Source organism: Marivirga lumbricoides, assembly GCF_014636295.1.
Lineage (GTDB): Bacteria > Bacteroidota > Bacteroidia > Cytophagales > Cyclobacteriaceae > Marivirga > Marivirga lumbricoides.
This window is the reverse complement of record NZ_BMEC01000002.1, coordinates 295853-314945: the sequence shown is the minus strand read 5'-3', so window position 1 is coordinate 314945 and position 19093 is coordinate 295853. Positions and strand designations below refer to the sequence as shown.

Here is a 19093-nt window from a genome sequence, read left to right as displayed (position 1 = left end):
ATTATCTTACAATGTGATCTTCTCAAAAGAAGCAATAACTCCTTTCACCATTGCAGCGCTGAACCCATGGTGTTCCATTTCATTTAAGCCTACAATGGTGCAGCCTTTAGGTGTAGTTACCTTGTCAATTGCTGCTTCAGGATGAATAGGCTGTTGAATCATCATTTCAGCGGCTCCTTTCACTGTCTGATTCACAATGTCGCTGGCAGTTTTAGCATCAAATCCAATTTGTATTCCTCCTTGTATCATGGCTCTCATGAACCTCAACACATAAGCAATGCCACATGCTCCCAGTACTGTAGCAGCCTCCATTAAATCTTCATTGATAGTAATAGATAACCCTATACTATTAAAAATTTCCTTTACAGCTGCTTCAGTTGCTTCAGAAGCATTAATTCCGCAGATGCAGGTTACAGATTCATTAATGTCAGCAGCAATATTAGGCATGGCCCTGAAAATAGGAATATCGTCTCCTAAAATTCCGGAAATTTGCTGAATTTTAACCCCTGTAGCTACTGAGACTATTGTTTGCTTTTTACCTCCTATTGCAGGCTTAATTTCTTCTAGTACCTCAGTAAGATTGAATGGCTTTACAGCCAGAATAATTATATCTGCACTTTCAGCTGCGGCTAAATTATCAGAAGATATGGCAACACCAAGTTTCTTTAGAGGGGATAGACTCTCAGTTTTTCTCTTTGTTAATGTGAGAGAAGAAACATCAAATCCCGGAGTTTTGATAAGCCCATTGGCTATTGATAGGCCCAAATTGCCACATCCTATTATTGCTATGGAGTGCTGCATGCTTTTTTTAATTTAAAATAGATACAGGGAAATTAAGCAATTATCTCCTTAAAGTATGGAAAGTAGGTGAAAACTGTTTGCTTAATTTACTTCTTGTCTTTTGTATCTATAATAATTGTAACAGGGCCATCATTAATAAGACTTACTTTCATGTCAGCCCCAAATTCACCACTCTTTATTTCAGTAGGAATGTTTTGATCCAGCGTAAGCAGCATCTTCTCATAAAGAGGAACTGCCACGTCAGGCTTGGCAGCCTTTATGTAAGAAGGTCTGTTTCCTTTTTTAGTGCTTGCATGCAGGGTAAACTGACTGATCAGAAGAATTTCTCCATCAACCTCCAACAGGCTCTTGTTCATTACGCCTTCATCATCATTAAATATTCTTAAATTGATAATTTTTCTGCTAAGCCAATCAATATCTTCTTGACTATCATTATCCTCAATACCTAATAAAACCAGAACTCCTCTGTTGATTTTTCCTTTAACAGTATTTTCTATTTTTACTGAAGCCTCACTTACACGTTGTATAACAGCGATCATATAAGCTCTTTCATTTGATCTGATTCAAGTATTTTAAAGCTTGATTTATCATTTTTAGCAGTCTTTACCATTGCCTCGGCTATTTCATGAGCATGAATTGCTCCATATTTTTTTAACGGACCTGTAAAAACAAAATCAAGTTTGTCAGCTACCCACAGAGCTACTTTTTCTCCTGTTCTGCTTTCATTTCTTTCTCCTTCTATAAAAGATGGTCTGTAGATAAAAGCTTTACTTAGCTTCATGGCCTGAATAGCTTTCTCAGCCTCTCCTTTTACTTTATTGTAAAAAATAAGGGAGTTGGCATTTGCGCCCATGGCGGAAACGAGGTGAAAAGAGCTAGCACTGTTTTCTCTTGCTATAGCTGCTAATGAAGCAGGGTAGCGATAGTCTACTTTTTTAAAAGCTTCTTTTGAGCCAGCTTTCTTCATAGTTGTACCTAAGCAACAGAAATAGTCATCGGCTTTTAGCGCTTCTACATGATTTTCCAGATCGTCAAAATCTTCTATTATAATCTCTTTCAGCTTTCCATCATCTCCGCCAATGCTTCTTCTTGTCAGCACTTTCACAGTAGAATAATAGTCATCTTCCATAAGTATATCTAAAAGATGTCCTCCAACCAAGCCAGTAGCTCCCGCTATAAGCGCTGTATTACTCATGTGTATTAAAATTTTTTATCAGACGGATAAATTCTTGTTGTATTGTCTGCATTTTATCATCAGCATACCACTTATGGATGCTTTCTACAAATGCCAATTTATCTAATGAAGGTTTTTGTTTTGATTCTAAAACCATTTTCTGAATCGGCTCAGGTCGTGGCCCCCATTTTCCCTGCTCCTCCATTTGCTGGTTCAACATTACCAGGATAGGAATGGATTTTGCTCCGTTGGTAAGGTAAGCATCCATTACTTCAGGATGTTCATCTCTCAAAATCAGTCGGAGATTTATTTTCTCATTTAAGTCAGCAAGCTTAGCAATAAACGGAATATTCTGAGCAGCATCTCCACACCAGGCTTCAGTAATAATTAGCCAATTCATAGCAGGCAGCTGTTTTACTATTTCAGTCAATTCTTCATTGATCATTACCTTTTTATCCCAGCGGTTCATCCTCTGGTCATTCATTTTGGTATACGCTACCATCTCATCTGAGTGGTTATTGCCAGTGGTTTTTCTTTCTTGAAGCAATAATTTAATCATATCACGATAGCCATGATAATCCAATGCCCCATTGATCAAATCCTGATCGATTACATGTACAGTGTTATTCATTGATAGAAGTTATTTGCTTATGCTTACTCTCCCATTCAAGAAATTGTTTCACTTCGTCTCCCAATTGTTTATACAGCCAAATAATGAGAGCAGCATCATCTACAAATCCACCCACAGGAAGAAAATCAGGAACAATATCGGTAGGAGTTACAAAATAAATTAGCACGCCAACAGTATAGAGCATATTTTTTACAGATACCTCTCGATAGTATCCTTTAATGTACGCCCTTACTAATCTTATAAAAGTAAACAGCTGAAACTTTACTGCCTGAATTTTTTCAGAAGTCTTAGCTTTGCTTTGAAAAGTATCTTTTGTATCATGAATTAAACGAGTTACTAATTGCTTGTCTCTCATTATTTCAGTTGCTCGCTTTAAAGCGTTTTTATATGAAAGCTTTTTACTCATCCTCTTGTTCTTTTAGTTTCTTATTTTTTTGAATGGGTATAATAATATACACAAATAAAGTGTAAAGCGAAAAGGAACCTAATAGGATCAGATAAAGGTCTTTTAGTAAGTCTTTATAAATAAAAAGAGCCCAGGCTAGAATTAAGCTGATTGCCCCCACCCAAATTCTTATGTTATTTGCTTTTATTTGATTGTGCTTATGTGGATTTTGCATAATATAAATGTAATTTGAACTGCAATGTGAAATTAGCAATTTTGGTTCAATATTTTTCTTAATCAATTAGTTAATGAAAAAGCTTTTTATAGTTGTAATAGTATTAACCTGCTTTTTAAGTAGTAGCTATTCTCAGATAACTGATCCTAAAATAGAAAAGGTTAAACCTGAAGATTTAAGGGTTAAAGTGATTGTTTATTTAAAATCGGGCGAAGTTTACAAAGGATATTTTATTGCCCAGAACAAAGATTTTTTAGAAATAGAGAATGAAACTGTTGGTAAAATTACCATTGCCACTAATCAAATAAAGAGTATAGAATCTGATGATTCTAAAGGTAAAGCTAAAATGATTCTTGAATTAGATGAACTTAAACCCATTAATTCTGCTAAATATTTCTTTGGCAGTGCTGGTTTTAATTTTGAGAAAGGAGGGGATTATCTCAGCAATAATGTAATGACTTATCATAGAGGGATCTCTGAAAATTTTTCAATAGGAGTTGGGACAAGCTTATTTACTTTAGTGTTAGGAGCACCAATTTTTTATGTTAATCCACATTATACCTATTCATTTCAGGAAAACATACACTTTAAAGCAGGTATGGATGCCTTTATAGGTTTTGGTGAAGGGGAAGCGGCTGCTGCAGGTTTTTTAAATACAGGCTTAACACTAGGGAATCCGGATATCAATATAACGGGTACTATTTATTATGGTGCTGTATCAGACGTTGGTTTTGTTGACCAGCCGGCATTTAGTGTGGCTGGTCTGGCACGTATCTCTAAAAAACTATCATTAATATCCGAAAATCTAATTTTTTCAGATATAGACTCCGAAGGATACTTTATTGGCTCGTACGGAATTAGATATATGACAATTAATGGCAGTTATGATTTGTTTTTCATAAATAACCGAGACATTGCTGAAGTTTTCGTAGTAGGCTTTCCGGGAATTGGATTTACACTAAAGCTTTAATTGTAAAATATTAACTATTAATTTTTAATGATATGATTAAGTACCTTCTTATCACCTCCTGTATTTTCCTTGTTTCAAAAACGAGCAAAGCTCAAAATGAAACCGAAAATGTAAATAATCTCTTAAATGCCTGGCATAAGGCAGCGGCAACAGCTGATGAAGATTTTTTCTTTGGAACAATGGCAGAAGATGGGATTTATTTGGGTACGGATAAAACAGAAAAGTGGACCAGAGATGAAATGCGTGAGTGGGCAAAAGAATATTTTGAAAGAGAAAGTGCATGGTCATTTGAAGCAACCAGTAGAGACGTTTATTTTTCTGCAGATGGAAAAACAGCCTGGTTTAATGAGAAACTAAATACCTGGATGGGAATTTGTAAAGGAACAGGCGTGTTGGTAAAGCAAAAGGGCAAATGGAAAATTGCGCTCTATGATTTATCTGTAACCATTGATAATGATAAGATTCAGGAGTTTGTGAAGTTAATAGAAAAATAAAGCTTATTTGCCATCACCTTGACAATGGTTAGAGAGCCTCTACTTTTTAATTAGAATTCCTGCTGAATTTCATTTTTAAGATATGTTAACCCGTATTCAAGGCTGTCAATTCTTTTTTCCAAAGACTCCGCATAAATAGCTTTAACTAACTCTATACTCTTTGCTTCAGGGTCAAGAGGCTTGGCGGCCTGATTAACAAGCATTATTAACTCTTCTTTGGCATTTTTGATTATTTTCCATGCTTCATCACTCATATATACCTGCTGGGAAAGGTTATGATTGAATTCTTCCCGTATATCGTTAAGAAGTACAAATTGCAATTCTACTACATTCATTTCACTCCTATGAATCCTTTTTATAATTTGATCTGGCGAGATCCTTTCAAGAAAAAGGGTCATCCTTTCATAAGCTTGCAGACGAATGGGGAGTACAATTTCTTTGTTTTTGGATTTCATTTCTATTATTCTTGCTTCATTCTGCTTCTGAAGCATGGTCTTTACTACTAAAAACATTGCATAAAGTACTATTCCAGCAGGAATGATTATTTTCAGTAAATCCCAAATTGGTTCCATATTAGTGTTTTCTTACTTTTGAATTTCAAAATTAGTTATTTTCCATCTAAATAAAAGTGGTAAAATTCCTTTAAACTTTTAGAATTCTAAAAACGTTTCCCTCATTAAATCGAAAATATATACAATGGATCCTATCAAAATTACCTCTACAGCCATAGAAGAGATTAAAAACATTATGGAGAATAAGAATATTCCTTCAGAGTACGGGTTGCGCGTGGGTGTAAGAGGTGGGGGAGGCTGCAGCGCTGCAGGGATGAGCTATATGCTGGGGTTCGATAAACAAAAGCCTACTGATAAGAGATTTGAAATTCAAGGCGTTCCAGTATTTATAGAAAAGAGCCACGTGATGTACATTATTGGTATGGAGGTTCATTTCCACGATGGCAATGATGCCAGAGGCTTTATGTTTGTTAATCCTGATACACAGGAGACAACAACAATATAGTAGGTTCTTTTTTTGCTTTATCCCGTGATTATCCATGTAATTTTTAGTCTGATTTAGTAAAATACATTATTATAACTTCAGATATAAATAAAGAATAGGATCAATTGATGTAGTTACAGTCAAAGGTGTAAATCTTATAATTTTATTTATAAATAGTGTAAATATTGGCGCAGAACCTCAGAAAAGTTTAAGTTTCATATAAAAACTATTTTGATTAATTTTTTTCAACCGTTAATTATTTGTTAAGTTTGTCAATAGTGTAATAAATTTAAACCTAAACAAACTAAAATGAAGAAGATTCTACTAACATGTCTCATGTTGGTGTTCGTGCTACACGCATGGGCACAGGATCGCACCGTTAGTGGTAAAGTTACCGATGCCAAAACAGGCGAAGGCTTACCGGGTGTGAATGTGTTAATAAAAGGAACAAATTCTGGTGTTAACACCGATTTGGATGGAAATTACAAAATATCAGTTCCTTCTGATGCCAATGCTTTAGTTTTTTCATTCATTGGAATGGCAAACAAGGAAGTGCAAATTGGAAACAGATCAGTAATTGATGTTTCAATGGAGGCAGATATTCAGCAATTAAATGAAGTAGTTGTTACCGCATTGGGTATTGAGAGAGAGCAGAGATCACTTGGTTATTCTGTTCAGGAAATTAGTGGCGATGATATGGTAAACGCTGGTGAAACTAACATGATTAATTCCATGCAAGGTAAAGTTGCTGGTGTTCAGATTAGCGGTAATGGTGCTATGGGAGGTTCTTCCAATATACTAATAAGAGGGGCTAACTCTATAGCTGGAAATAATCAGCCTTTATTTGTAGTTGACGGAGTTCCAATTGATAACCAAAATTTTAATAGTGCTGATCAACAAAGAGGAGCCAGTGGTTTTGATTATGGTAATGCTGCACAAGATATTAATCCAGCAGATATTGAAAGCATGTCTGTATTAAAAGGAGCAAGTGCTGCTGCTTTGTATGGTAATAGAGCTTCTAATGGTGTAATTATTATCACAACAAAAAAGGGGAGAAAGAATAAAGCACTTGGAGTAACCATTAATTCAGGAGTTACTTTTTCTAATCCACTAGTATTACCTGATTATCAAAATGAATTTGGAGGAGGTTTTGGTCCATTTACAGTTGAAGATGGACAACATGTAGCAGGTTTTGCTGTTGACCAAAGTTGGGGACCAAGATTAGATGGTAGGCCTGTAAGGCAGTGGTATAGTTATTATCCTGATAATCCTAACTTTGGAGAAGAAACTCCCTGGGTAGCTCATCCTGATAATATTAAAAATTTCTTTGAGACTGGCGTTATGTTAAATAATAATGTGTCTTTATCAGGCGGAAATGACAATGGCTCATTTAGATTATCCTACACCAATTTAGATCAGAAGCATATCATGCCGAATGCAAATATGCAGAGAAACACTTTAAATTTTAATGGGTCCTACTCTCTATCAGAGAAATTGACGGCAAGTGCAGGAGTAAACTATGTGAATTCAGAATTTGAAGGTCGCCCGTCTCAAGGATATGGAGATATTATTGTTCAATTTAATCATTTTGGACAAAGACAAGTGGATATGGATGAGTTAAGAAACTATAAAGTTGAAGCAACAGGGGAACAAAGATCATGGAATAGAATTAGTTCTGAGGACGCTACTCCTTTGTATGCTGATAACCCATATTGGATTAGAAATGAAAACCTTCAAAATGACAGTAGAAATAGAGTGTTTGGTAATGCTACTATTTCTTATGATTTCACTGAAAACTTATCTTTAACAGGAAGAGTTTTAACAGATTTTTATACTGATAGAAGAGAGCAGAGAACTGCTGAAGGTTCAGTAGCTCAATCATCTTACCAAGAAACTGTATTACAGCAATCTGAATTAAACACTGATTTAATTTTGAAATACCAGGGCAATATTAATGAAGATATTTCTTTAACGGCATTTGTAGGAGGTAATATAAGAATAGATGACTTTAAAGAAAATACTGGAATCACCGTTGGTGGTTTAAGTGTTAGAGATTTTTACAGTTTGGAAAATTCTAACAACAGACCAACAATTGTAGATAGAACAAGAAGAAGACAAATAAACAGCTGGTTCGGTTCTGCCACAGTAGGTTTCAGGGATATACTTTATGTTGATGCAACTATTAGAAATGATGTTTCCTCAACTTTGCCTGATGGTGATAACTCTTATTTCTACCCTTCAGTAAGTGGAACTTTTATCTTTACAGAATTAGAACCTCTTGATAACGAAATTTTATCTTTTGGTAAAATTAGGGCTAGTGTTGCTCAAGTAGGTAACGATACAGATCCTTACAGAATATCATCAGTTTATACTCCTCTGGCAAACTTTGGAGATAATCCAGTTTATTCATTACCTAACGCGCTAAATAATAGTAATCTTCGTCCGGAACAAACGCTTTCGTACGAAATAGGAGCAGAATTAAGGTTTTTATCAGATAGGATTTATTTAGATGCGACATATTATAATAATACTTCAACTGATCAAATTTTTGAAGTAGATGTATCAGGTGCGTCAGGATACAGGTCTCAAATCATTAATGCTGGGGAGATTGTTAATCAAGGTGTAGAAGTATCTTTAGGAGCAACTATAATTAATGCGAATGATTTTAGATGGAATATGGATATTAACTGGGCTAGAAATAGAAATGAGGTAGTTGAGTTAGCACCAGGTATAGATAATTACAGAATTGCTAACGGGGTTTTTGAGGCTACTCTTGATGCTCGAATTGGCCAACCATATGGATCTATTTACGGAGCAAATTTTGTATTAGATGAAGATGGAAATAGAGTGATCGGAGAAGGTGGTAACTACTTACAAACAAGTGCAACAGAACCTTTAGGTACTTACTTAGCTGACTGGACAGGTGGTTTAAGGAATAGTTTCTCGTATAAAGGCATTAATTTTAGCTTCTTATTTGACATGCAAATGGGAGGTTCATTACATTCTGTAACAAATTTATTTGCTAAATATTCAGGAATGGTTCAGGAAACTGTTGATGGAAATATTCGTCAGGTGGGTATTGTTGCTGAAGGAGTAGTTCAAAATGATGATGGAGAAACTATTGGGCCAAACACTACAGCAATAGATGCAGCTTCTTATTTTTCAGGTCAGTTTGGTCTTGCAGCAGCACACGTATACGATGCAAGTTTCTTGAAGTTAAGAGAGATGACTTTAGGGTATTCGTTACCTAGATCAGTAGTTGAAAAAACACCTTTTAACTCCGTTAATTTTGGATTAGAAGGAAGAAACCTTGCTATTCTGTTCAAAAAGGTGCCGCACATTGATCCTGAAGCTTCGACAAATGCAGGTAACGTACAAGGACTTGAAGGAGGTGCTTTACCTACTTTAAGATCATATGGATTTAAAGTGAGCCTTGGATTTTAAAACTTTATAAGTAGAAAAATATGAAATTTTTAATAAAAACAACTCTATCGATATCTATGATCTTTTTGATGATCACAGGATGTCAGGATTTGACAGATTTAAATGAGGATCCTAATAGACCGGCTGAAGTGTCTAATGATTTCTTGTTAACTGCTGCTCAACGGCAATTGGGACTGAGGTATTATGGGAACTTTGATAATATTTCATTTGGAATGACTATTGCGCAGTATTGGGCTCAAAATGAATATTCTGATGAAGTAAGGTACCAATACAGACCCCAGACAAATAACACATTTTGGTTGGAGTTTTACACAGCTATTAATGATTTACAGGAAATTATAAGAATCAATAGCGAACTTGATTTAGAAGATCCAACAGTAGATGCTGCCCAGATAAGAAACCAAAATGCTATTGCAACAATTATGAAATCATGGGCATATCATAATATGGTTGATATTTATGGTAATATCCCTTTTTCTGAAGCATTACAAGGTGCTGAGAATCCAAGCCCATCTTACGATAGTCAGGCTAATATTTATGAAACATTAATTTCAGATGTTCAGGCTGCAGTTGCAAGCATAGATGCTGAAGCTCCAAGTTTTGCAGGGGGTGATGTTGTATATGGTGGTGATTTAGAAAATTGGATTAAGTTTGGTAACTCTCTGTTGTTAAGAATGGGTATTAGATTGTCAGATGTTAACCCAACATTGGCTCAGGAAGTGATTAGTGCGGCTGCTGGCGAAGCTATTTCAAGTAATTCAGAAAATGCTGCAATACAATTTATAACAGAGCAACCAAGCGTTAACCCATTATATACTTCTTATGTAGTAAATGGTAGACAGGATTATGCAGCTACTGAAAACTTTGTAAACTTATTATCAGGATTAGGTGATCCAAGGTTGGAGGAATATTTTTCACCTGCATCTGCTACAGGCACTTTCATAGGCTTAACATATGGATTAGAAAGTGCAGAGGCTGCGGCAATACCTAGGAGTGCTGTTTCTCAATTGAACCCGAAATTGTTAGAAGCAGATTTTGAAGGTATGCTAATGGATTATGCAGAAACAAGTTTCATTTTAGCAGAAGCTGCTGCCAATGGTTGGGTAACTTCTGGGTCACCTTCTCAATATTATGAGCAAGGTATAAGAGCTAGCATGGAGTATTGGGGAATTACTAACTCGGCTACAATTATTAATTATATTGCTGCTAACCCTTACAGTGAAAATAATTTAGCTATACAAAAATACATTTCCTTATATATTCAAGGATGGCAATCATGGGCTGAAATCAGAAGATTAGATTTAGAAAATATTCCTGAAGCTAATCTAGTAATTTACGAGCCGGATGAAAATTTTATTGATATAAATGGGATACCAAAGAGAAGGATTTATCCTTTAGATGAGCAATCTTTAAACAGTAGTAATTATTCAGACGCATCTAATGCTATAGGTGGTGATGAATATGATACAAACTTATTTTGGGACGTAGATTAAAAGTAACTATGAAGAATTATAAATTATTTTTTAAATTATCCTTTGGCTTAGTATTAGCATTTGTATTTGCTGCGTGCGAAGGAGAGGAGGAAACAATTAGTTTGACTCCTGGGACAAGCCTGTTAATTTCAGGTTCTGACGAAATTCTTACTTATGATCCTACACGTTATTTCGTGAGAGGTCATAGTATAGATGAAGAATATACATGGACAATTACAGGTGATGGAGAAGCCAGTGTATCTGAAGTAGAAGGCAGGTATGGGGAGTATGTAAGCGTTCTAGCTGAAGAAGTTGGTACATATACTCTGACTGTTTCCAGTTCAAATGGTCTAGATGGTTCTATCATTATTGAGGTTGAAGATGTCAATGAATTCATTGGTGTTGGCTCTGATACTACCTATATATATGAAGAGGATTATCTTTCAGGGGCGGATACCTTATTTTTTCCAATTACAATATCTGAAAGAAATGTTGATTCTACAGCAGTGGAATTTGAAGTGATAAATGGGACTGCTATTGAAGGTCAGGATTTCGAGATTTTGAATAAAAATAACGTATTAGGCTTCTCTGCCGGACAAACTGAAGCATATGTGAAGATTCTCACTAAGGACAATATTACTGCAGAAGCAGATAGGAGTTTTAGAATTGTACTTGGAGATATACTTTTAACAGGTGATGGAACTTCAGCAGTTAATCATGCTCCTGATTCAATGAATATTGGTCAGGCTGTAATTTATATTAGAGATGATGTTAAAACAGTGAATCTTATAGTGGATTTTGCTGAGGTAGAAGTAGATGAAGCAGGTAATTTCTTTATTAATCTGGCACTTAACAGAGCAGTTGAAGAAGATGTTATTGTAGAATACTCAATTGCAGGACTTCCATTAGGATCAAATGCAGATAAAACGAATGGATCAGTTACAATTTTTGCTGGAAGTACAAGTGGAGAAATAGTATTGGATATTGATCCTGCTTGGTTAGAGGTAGGTGAAGACGAATTGGTTCTTGATATTCAATTAGATGATGTTATTTCTGATGATGAAGAGGTAACTCTTGGTCAAACTACAGAATTTAAGGTAGTAGTTGTTCCTGAAGAGGAAGAGGAATAAAGTACTTTAATTGATTAGTAATTAGTAATTTATTTATAAGAGGTTTTCGTAAGAAAGCCTCTTTTTTTTAGTAAAAAAAATGCCGTTTCAGGCAATTAGTATGATTAATTTTTACTATGAAATCAATAGTATAACTATGATCTTTTGGCATTTTTCGTTTTAAAAGTTTGGCTATGATTAGAATATATATAGTCTCTTTGCTAATGATGATTTCTCTCTCGGAGGGATTGTCAATCCAGCAAGGACCAACCTACCACTTAAAAGGGAAGGTAATTGAGAAAAAAAATGGTGAGCCAATAGTGGGAGCTTCAATAACATGGAATAATGGTACTGAAGGAAAGGTGACAGATGTAAATGGTGTTTTTTCTGTTCAACTTTTAAGTGGAAATTATAAGTTGACTATTTCTGCTGTTGGAAAAAAAACTATAACAAAGGAGATTAATATAAAGGAGGATAAGTCTCTTTCTTTTACACTTGAAAACGATGTAGTACAGTTGTCAGAAGTCACAGTACGTTCAACAACAGATGTAACGCATTTGAACTCTGCGTCTATGGGAGTTAATCGGTTATCTATTCAATCTATTAAACAAATGCCTGCTTTGATGGGGGAGGTGGATGTAATGAATAGTATAGTAACTTTACCCGGTATAAGTTCAGTAGGAGAAGGAGCTGGAGGTATTAATGTTCGAGGCGGATCAGTAGGGCAAAATCTTGTGTTATTTGATGGTGCTCCTATTTATTATACTTCGCATCTTTTTGGATTTTTTTCTGTTTTTAATCAGGATGTCACAGATAATGTAACCTTGTATAAAGGAAGTATGCCAGCTAGATATGGTGGAAGGGTTTCATCCGTTATTGCTGTTGAGTCATTGAATACGCTAGTGGATTCAATGCGATTTATCGGTGGTATTGGCTTGATATCAAGTAGATTGACTTGGGTGACACCTGTTATTTCAAATAAGCTAGGACTGATGGTATCTACCAGAACTACATATTCAGACTGGTTATTAAAGTCAGCAAGTAACCCACAACTTAAAAGTAGTTCAGCTTCTTTTTTAGACTTAAATGCAAAGGTAGACTATCAATTAAATGATAGAAGTAAACTCACGTTTTCAACTTACTACGGTCGAGATCAATTTGCCTTCGATGCTGATACTTCTTACATGTATGGAAATTTTGCAAGTACTTTGAATTACCATGTAGAATTAAATGGGGGTATGAATTTTACAGGGTTAGCAACTATATCTGATAATTTCTCAAGTGTATTAGGAGATTACAGTAATCAGCAATTTGAATTAAATATTAATAACAGAAACACTTCTGTTAAAATGTTTTTAGGAGCAGAATTAGGACAGCATTATGTGGAAGTCGGAGGGGAAGCAAATATATATGAATTACGGCCGGGTAACTTGAAACCAACATCTGAAAAATCAATAGTCAATGAAATAAAGATTGAGAATGATTTAGGAAGAGAGTTTGGCTTATTTACTGAAGCTACTTTCAAGTTCGATAAAATTAAATTTATTACAGGCTTAAGATATAGTGCTTACCAAAAGATGGGATCATATACCTCCTATAGTTACGATAATTCAGAAACTAAATCTGTAAATTCTATTATTGATACAACATATTATGGTAGGTCCGAAAAGGTGATAGATTATAGTGGGTTAGAACCCAGGATTTCTTTGAGCTATAATATTGATTCTCAACAATCATTTAAACTAGGATATCAAAGAACGAGACAGTACATGCATTTAATAGCGAACAACGTAGCTATTGCACCAACTGATATCTATAAGCTTAGCAATGAACATATTGAACCCCAAATTGGAGATCAATGGTCTATAGGTTATTTTAGAAACTTTAGAGCAGATATGTATGAATCATCAGCTGAATTATATTATAGAAAAACTCAAAATACAATCGATTACAAAGATGGCGCACAACTTTTGTTGAATAATGTGTTGGAAACCGAACTTGTAAATGGAGCTGGTATAGCTTATGGTGCTGAATTCTCCTTAATAAAAACGGCAGGTAAATTAACTGGCCGACTAAGTTATACTTATTCCAGGGCTTTCATTCAAGTGGATGGGGAGTTTGACGAGGAGGTTATTAATGAAGGAAAGCTATATCCTGCGTATTATGATAAGCCTCATGACTTTACAACAATTCTATCTTATAAATTATCCTCTCAACTTAGCTTAAATATGAATTTTACTTATAGCACAGGAAGACCCGTGAGTATCCCAATAAGTAAATATGAAGTTGGAGCAATTGCAATAGGTGAATTTTCCAATAGAAATCAATATAGAATCCCTGATTTTCACAGAATGGATGTTTCATTTAACTATGTTCCTCAAAACTCAAAAAGAAAGTTTGAAAGCAGCTGGACATTTGGAATATATAATTTATATGGGAGGAAAAATCCATTTTCTGTTTTTTTCAGAGATCAAAATGGTGCACCTCCTCAAGCTTATCGCTTAGCCATATTAGGTATTCCTTTTCCGTCCATCACTTATAATTTTAAATTCTGAAATGAAGACAATTTTTTTTATTCAATTAGTTTTTGTGATCTTTCTGAGTGCATGTATTGATCCGCTGGAAGTTGAAGTAAAAGATACTGCTGCAAAACTTGTTGTCTTTGCAGAAATTACTGATCAGGCAGAGCCATACTTTGTTGAACTGAGTCGCACTGCTGATTACAAAGCATATGTCAATCCAAAAGAAGAGGGGGCTGATGTTTCTGTATTTGATTCTGATGGATATGAATACAAATTCAATGAAACCAAGCCTGGGCTGTATGAGTCTTGCCCTACCGAATTTGTAGCTGAAGTAGGTAAAAAGTATTCTTTAAAAATAATTACATCAGATGGGACAGTTTATCAATCTGATGAGGAACAAATTCCTGCAAGTGGAATAGTAGATTCTGTTTATTACAAAACTGATGAGGTTGAAGTGAAGAAAAATGGAATAGATAATACAATTAAAGGTGTTCGATTATATTGCCAGTTTTATGATAGTCCATCTAAAGACTACTTCAGAATTGATTGGGAGGGTACTTATCAATACCAAGCTCCATCATCCGATATTAACAATTCCTATTGCTGGAATACAGAATATTCTAAATTCGATATCAAGATATTTGACGATCAGTTCACGAACAATAGCTTAATAAATGATTTTGAAATCACTTTTCTTGAAGATGGCTTAAGGTTTACTGAATCCTATAGTTTTAAAGTAAAACTGAAGTCTATTAATCGAGGTGCATATGAGTTTTGGAGCTTAGTAAAGCAACAATATCAGAATGATGGTTCTATTTTCGCATCATTACCATCGAGGATAGCAAGTAATATTAAATGCAGTTCAATTGATTCTGAGCAGGTCTTAGGTTATTTTTTCACATCATCTGTTTCTTCCATGCGAATTAAAATTCCAGGTTCAGCTATTTCTGGTATAAATGAGGCTAAATTAAGATGTGATAGATTTTCTCCGAATGATCCTTTACCCGACTATTGTTTCGATTGTACTAAGTATCAAAACAGTGTTAATAAAAGACCAGATTTCTGGTAAAATTGAAATTTGTTTTAATTCTTTTCTGTATTTTTAATAAATTTTATAATTTATTTTTGATGAAAAGAAACAGTACTTACCTATTCCCTTTAGGAGCTATATTAGTAATGACGATCATGTATTTTAATATCTCAAACAAGGGTTTGGATATTGGTGAAACGTCTTTAAGAAAAATCTGGTCTGCCAAGAAAGCGAAAGTGAAATCTGGTAATGCAGAAGCTTTCATGAAGCCAGATGGTTTCATTGAATATTATAATAGCATTTCAAAGAAAATAGGAGAATCTGAATCTGGCTACCTAAAAGGCTATAGGTTTAGAGAACTTTCTCAATCTATTAGCAAAAAAGCACAGGCGAGAAACTCAGCTCCTTTCACGGTAGAATTTATATCAAGAGGTCCCGGCAACGTTGGAGGTAGGACAAGGGCCATTGCTGTTGATCCTGATGATAATACTCATTGTACATGGATTGCAGGTGCGGCTAGTGGAGGTTTATGGAAAACGACTGATTGCGGCCAAACCTGGACAAACATATCTCCTGAGCTACCCAATCTTTCTACTAATTCTATAGCTCAATCCATTTCTAATCCGGATGTGATTTACGTAGGAACTGGGGAAGTATTTTCTGGAAACTCTGCTTTCGTGCGTGGAGACGGTGTATATAAAAGTATAGATAGGGGTCAGACCTGGTCATTATTACCATCCACAACAGGAAATGCTGATTACAATTCTGTAAATAGGATAGCTGTTGATCCTACTAATGAAGAGGTTATTGTTATTGCTACGAATTCAGGAATATACAAAAGTTTAAATGGTGGAGAGTCATGGATTGAAACATTTGATGCCTTAGGGCTTGGTTCTGTACAGGATTTGCAAGTTGATCCTAATGACTTTGCTATTCAGTATGCCGGAGTTAATAGTAGTGGAATTTTTAAATCAGTTGATGCAGGTGAAACGTGGATACCGTCTTCTGAAGGTATAGTAGATGGAGTAAGGTTTGAAATTGCAGTTGCTCCTGGCAATTCTAATATAGTATATACTTCCAGCTATGTAGGTGAAACAACTTTATTATATTATTCGGAAAATAAAGGTGCGAGTTGGGTGCAGGTGGAAGACTCTCAATATAACACTGACTTTTTAGGAGGGCAAGGCTGGTATGATAATACAATTGCTGTTAATCCCTATAACCCCTATGAAGTATTTGTAGGAGGAGTAAGTATCGGGAAATATTTAATTGATCCTAATAATGTATCTGAAACCACCAGGAAATTTCTAGGGGTGGATTTGGAAGGTACCCCTGTTGTTGCATTTGTAGATTTTGGTGCAGAATTTAATGGAGGGACATTAAATGTGTCAGACGGTTCCAATAATCCTTCTCAAAATCCTGTTACAATTGAGATCCGGTTTGGGGGAGAAAATACTCAGAAGGCTCATCGTTTTACTGTTCCTCAGGGAGCTACTTCGGGGGTTGATATAGCTGATTATACTTATCAGGATTATATAGATGTGCCATTCGAGGTTTGGGATATTGAAAATGATAAACAGTTGATGGTATCTTTTAGAGACCAGGAGAGAAATGGTGAGTTTAATTTGAATAAATCCAGTTCGGCTGATGATGCATTATCAACTGCCAGAGAGTATTTTTATGTTCATGATTTAGAGTATAATCCAACTACACCTAATGCAAATGTAGCGGTGAATGGAGGCGTTGAGTTTGCCAACATGTACTACTTTTGGCCTGTTTTAGCAGAGAATGCTCAATGGAATCCTTCCACATTCATAAACTCTGTTATGAGAATAAAGTATGGATCACAAACTATAGCAGCAGCTGAAGCAGTAGCTGTTTATGATGCTTATGGTGATTATGAAAGCCAGAATATAAATACAGTCCATCCTGATCATCATCATCTAACATTAATAAAAACAAATGATGATTCCGAAACTTTCATGATCATAAATGGAAATGATGGAGGATTTAGTATTTCCAGAAATAATGGAATAACAATGAATCAATTAGTAAATGGATATGTGACTAGTCAATTTTATGGAGCAGACAAAAAGCCGGGAGAAGATAAATACGTAGGAGGTACGCAAGATAATGGTACCTGGGTTTCTTCTGGTACCTTCGTTGATGCAACAAATGCTTACAGTGGAGAGATAGGGGGTGATGGCTTTGAAGTAATTTGGCATGCTACTGATCCGCAAAGAGTGATCGGTGGGTATCAATATAATGGTATCCAAAGATCAACTAATGGAGGCAATTCTTTTTCAAATGCTTTTAGTGGCATCAATGTGATTGCCCAATTCCAAAATGATGGCCCTTTTATCACCAGGCTGGCAGGTTCAACTACTTCTCCGGATATAATCTATGCAATAGGGCAGGCTGGAGTTTATAAAAGTACTAATTTCGGTTCCAACTGGATTATGAAACCAATTAGCAGCGATAAATGGGGAGGAAACAATAGTGCTTCTGATGTAGAAGTTTCTTTAGCTAACGATCAAATTGTATGGGCCGGGGCAGGCATGGCAGAAGGGGTATTAAACTTATTTGTTTCAACAGATGCAGGAGAAACATTTTCAGAAGTAAATAACTATTCTCCTAACCCTCAAGCTTATTATACAGGCATCTACACTCATCCCACGGATGAAAACACCGCTTATGCACTATTTTCAAGAGCAGATTTCCCTAAGATTTTGAAAACAACTGATTTAGGACAAACCTGGGTAGATATTTCGGGCTTTGCTGAAGGAGGAACTGAAAGTGCCAGAGGTTTCCCGGATGTATTTGTACATAGTTTGTTGGTAATGCCTTTCAATACAGACATTATTTGGGTAGGAACCGAGATAGGGTTATACGAATCTCTGGACGGAGGGGAATCATGGAATATAAGAAATGATTTGCCGGCAGTTTCTATCTGGTCAATGAAAATTGTGGATGATCAGGTAGTAATCGGTACGCATGGAAGAGGTATCTGGACAGCAACTATTGAGGAGCTACCCAAAGCAAATCTTCTGGCAAGTAATTTTAATTACTCAAAATATGGCAAAGCAAGTATTGATCTAAGTTTACCTATTAATTATTCCAAAGTACAGCTTATAGTCAATGATGAAATTCTGGAAACTATTAACTCTCCCGTTTCAGGACAAAGGGAAATAGTGTTCCCTAATAATGATGTTCCTTTTGAGGGTGCTAAAATCAGATTAAAAGGTGAATTTGAAGGTGTAGAATATCTGTCGAAAATTTTGAATACTGGCGAAATTGGCAAAGTGCCTCAAATTCTTAACTACAGTTCTTCTGTTGGAGATGGATCATATCCTGTTTCTATAGAGTTAGAAAATACTGAACCTTTTGATAGTGTGGAGGTATTATTTGGAGAAAATAAAGTATACACAGACTATCAGGTTTTAACACATCAAGATGGCGCTAGGTTGATAGAATTTGAGTATCCAAAAGCAGAGCGTTTTAATCTTCAATTGAAAGGATATATAGGAGAATATATTTTTACAACAAATTCTATGAATGTTGTTACGGCTAATAAACAGCAGCAGTTAAATGAAGGCCTGAAGTTATACCCTAACCCGGCTAATAAACAAATGAATTTAAACGTTGCAGGGCAGCATATAGTGGAGCTGTCTATTTATACTTCAAATGGTCAATATGTTAAGAGTCAGAGCTTATCAGGTAGTACAGAAAATGCCGTAATTGATATTCAGAGTTTAAAGCAGGGAATGTATCTCTTGCAAATAAAAGATAATAAAGGGGCATTAAGAACTAAAAGATTCGTTAAGCAGTAA

15 protein-coding genes are annotated in these 19093 nt (G+C 35.4%); 9 read left to right on the top strand and 6 right to left on the bottom strand.

Translation table 11 applies throughout. The features are described from left to right. Window positions 1-6: 6 nt before the first annotated feature. The 5 genes from proC to IEV85_RS04035 form a co-directional block, all read right to left on the bottom strand. Entirely contained in the window at window positions 7-801 is a 795-nt protein-coding gene (gene proC / locus IEV85_RS04055) for a pyrroline-5-carboxylate reductase (protein WP_188460519.1), read from the bottom strand. A gap of 86 nt (window positions 802-887) precedes the next feature. Then, complete coding sequence (gene dtd / locus IEV85_RS04050; protein WP_188460518.1) at window positions 888-1340, bottom strand: D-aminoacyl-tRNA deacylase; 453 nt, start codon at window positions 1338-1340, stop codon at window positions 888-890. Further along, complete coding sequence (locus IEV85_RS04045) at window positions 1337-1996, bottom strand: NAD-dependent epimerase/dehydratase family protein (RefSeq protein ID WP_188460517.1); 660 nt, start codon at window positions 1994-1996, stop codon at window positions 1337-1339. Before IEV85_RS04045 ends, dtd begins: the two co-directional genes overlap by 4 nt. Next, window positions 1989-2606 (bottom strand): thioredoxin family protein, encoded by a 618-nt coding sequence (locus IEV85_RS04040; RefSeq protein ID WP_188460516.1) that lies wholly within the window; start codon window positions 2604-2606, stop codon window positions 1989-1991. Before IEV85_RS04040 ends, IEV85_RS04045 begins: the two co-directional genes overlap by 8 nt. Next, window positions 2599-3012, bottom strand: a complete 414-nt coding sequence (locus IEV85_RS04035) for a YkvA family protein (RefSeq protein WP_188460515.1) — start codon at window positions 3010-3012, stop codon at window positions 2599-2601. The genes IEV85_RS04040 and IEV85_RS04035 overlap by 8 nt, the downstream gene beginning before the upstream one ends. A gap of 287 nt (window positions 3013-3299) precedes the next feature. Here IEV85_RS04035 and IEV85_RS04030 point away from each other — a divergent pair, with 287 nt between their 5' ends. Further along, window positions 3300-4196, top strand: coding sequence for a hypothetical protein (locus tag IEV85_RS04030; protein WP_188460514.1), 897 nt, complete (start codon window positions 3300-3302; stop codon window positions 4194-4196). 32 nt (window positions 4197-4228) lie between these two features. Then, on the top strand, window positions 4229-4690 hold the full coding sequence (locus IEV85_RS04025) for a nuclear transport factor 2 family protein (protein WP_188460513.1): 462 nt from the start codon (window positions 4229-4231) through the stop codon (window positions 4688-4690). Between the two features lie 50 nt (window positions 4691-4740). On the opposite strand, the gene IEV85_RS04020 is transcribed toward IEV85_RS04025, so the two are convergent. Next, complete coding sequence (locus tag IEV85_RS04020) at window positions 4741-5262, bottom strand: DUF7935 family protein (RefSeq protein ID WP_188460512.1); 522 nt, start codon at window positions 5260-5262, stop codon at window positions 4741-4743. A 124-nt stretch (window positions 5263-5386) separates the two neighbouring features. Here IEV85_RS04020 and IEV85_RS04015 point away from each other — a divergent pair, with 124 nt between their 5' ends. The 7 genes from IEV85_RS04015 (at window position 5387) to IEV85_RS03985 (ending at window position 19093) form a co-directional block, all read left to right on the top strand. After that, a complete protein-coding gene (locus IEV85_RS04015) occupies window positions 5387-5707 on the top strand; it encodes a HesB/IscA family protein (protein ID WP_188460511.1) in 321 nt (106 codons plus the stop codon). 288 nt (window positions 5708-5995) lie between these two features. Beyond that, entirely contained in the window at window positions 5996-9130 is a 3135-nt protein-coding gene (locus tag IEV85_RS04010; RefSeq protein ID WP_188460510.1) for a SusC/RagA family TonB-linked outer membrane protein, read from the top strand. A gap of 20 nt (window positions 9131-9150) precedes the next feature. Next, window positions 9151-10623, top strand: coding sequence for a SusD/RagB family nutrient-binding outer membrane lipoprotein (locus tag IEV85_RS04005; RefSeq protein ID WP_188460509.1), 1473 nt, complete (start codon window positions 9151-9153; stop codon window positions 10621-10623). A gap of 8 nt (window positions 10624-10631) precedes the next feature. Beyond that, window positions 10632-11732 (top strand): hypothetical protein, encoded by a 1101-nt coding sequence (locus IEV85_RS04000; protein ID WP_188460508.1) that lies wholly within the window; start codon window positions 10632-10634, stop codon window positions 11730-11732. Window positions 11733-11905: 173 nt separating this feature from the next. Further along, window positions 11906-14266, top strand: a complete 2361-nt coding sequence (locus tag IEV85_RS03995) for a carboxypeptidase-like regulatory domain-containing protein (RefSeq protein ID WP_188460507.1) — start codon at window positions 11906-11908, stop codon at window positions 14264-14266. A 1-nt stretch (window position 14267) separates the two neighbouring features. After that, the gene (locus IEV85_RS03990) at window positions 14268-15302 is read left to right on the top strand and encodes a DUF4249 domain-containing protein (RefSeq protein WP_188460506.1); all 1035 of its coding nucleotides are present in this window, start codon (window positions 14268-14270) and stop codon (window positions 15300-15302) included. Window positions 15303-15361: 59 nt separating this feature from the next. After that, window positions 15362-19093 carry a T9SS type A sorting domain-containing protein gene (locus tag IEV85_RS03985; protein WP_188460505.1) on the top strand — a complete coding sequence of 1244 codons (3732 nt, stop codon included), beginning with the start codon at window positions 15362-15364 and terminating at the stop codon, window positions 19091-19093.

Coding starts and splice junctions, on each gene's coding strand:
- proC (WP_188460519.1), bottom strand. CDS start 801: ATGCAGCACTCCATAGCAATAATAGGATGTGGCAATTTGGGCCTATCA.
- dtd (WP_188460518.1), bottom strand. CDS start 1,340: ATGATCGCTGTTATACAACGTGTAAGTGAGGCTTCAGTAAAAATAGAA.
- IEV85_RS04045 (WP_188460517.1), bottom strand. CDS start 1,996: ATGAGTAATACAGCGCTTATAGCGGGAGCTACTGGCTTGGTTGGAGGA.
- IEV85_RS04040 (WP_188460516.1), bottom strand. CDS start 2,606: ATGAATAACACTGTACATGTAATCGATCAGGATTTGATCAATGGGGCA.
- IEV85_RS04035 (WP_188460515.1), bottom strand. CDS start 3,012: ATGAGTAAAAAGCTTTCATATAAAAACGCTTTAAAGCGAGCAACTGAA.
- IEV85_RS04030 (WP_188460514.1), top strand. CDS start 3,300: ATGAAAAAGCTTTTTATAGTTGTAATAGTATTAACCTGCTTTTTAAGT.
- IEV85_RS04025 (WP_188460513.1), top strand. CDS start 4,229: ATGATTAAGTACCTTCTTATCACCTCCTGTATTTTCCTTGTTTCAAAA.
- IEV85_RS04020 (WP_188460512.1), bottom strand. CDS start 5,262: ATGGAACCAATTTGGGATTTACTGAAAATAATCATTCCTGCTGGAATA.
- IEV85_RS04015 (WP_188460511.1), top strand. CDS start 5,387: ATGGATCCTATCAAAATTACCTCTACAGCCATAGAAGAGATTAAAAAC.
- IEV85_RS04010 (WP_188460510.1), top strand. CDS start 5,996: ATGAAGAAGATTCTACTAACATGTCTCATGTTGGTGTTCGTGCTACAC.
- IEV85_RS04005 (WP_188460509.1), top strand. CDS start 9,151: ATGAAATTTTTAATAAAAACAACTCTATCGATATCTATGATCTTTTTG.
- IEV85_RS04000 (WP_188460508.1), top strand. CDS start 10,632: ATGAAGAATTATAAATTATTTTTTAAATTATCCTTTGGCTTAGTATTA.
- IEV85_RS03995 (WP_188460507.1), top strand. CDS start 11,906: ATGATTAGAATATATATAGTCTCTTTGCTAATGATGATTTCTCTCTCG.
- IEV85_RS03990 (WP_188460506.1), top strand. CDS start 14,268: ATGAAGACAATTTTTTTTATTCAATTAGTTTTTGTGATCTTTCTGAGT.
- IEV85_RS03985 (WP_188460505.1), top strand. CDS start 15,362: ATGAAAAGAAACAGTACTTACCTATTCCCTTTAGGAGCTATATTAGTA.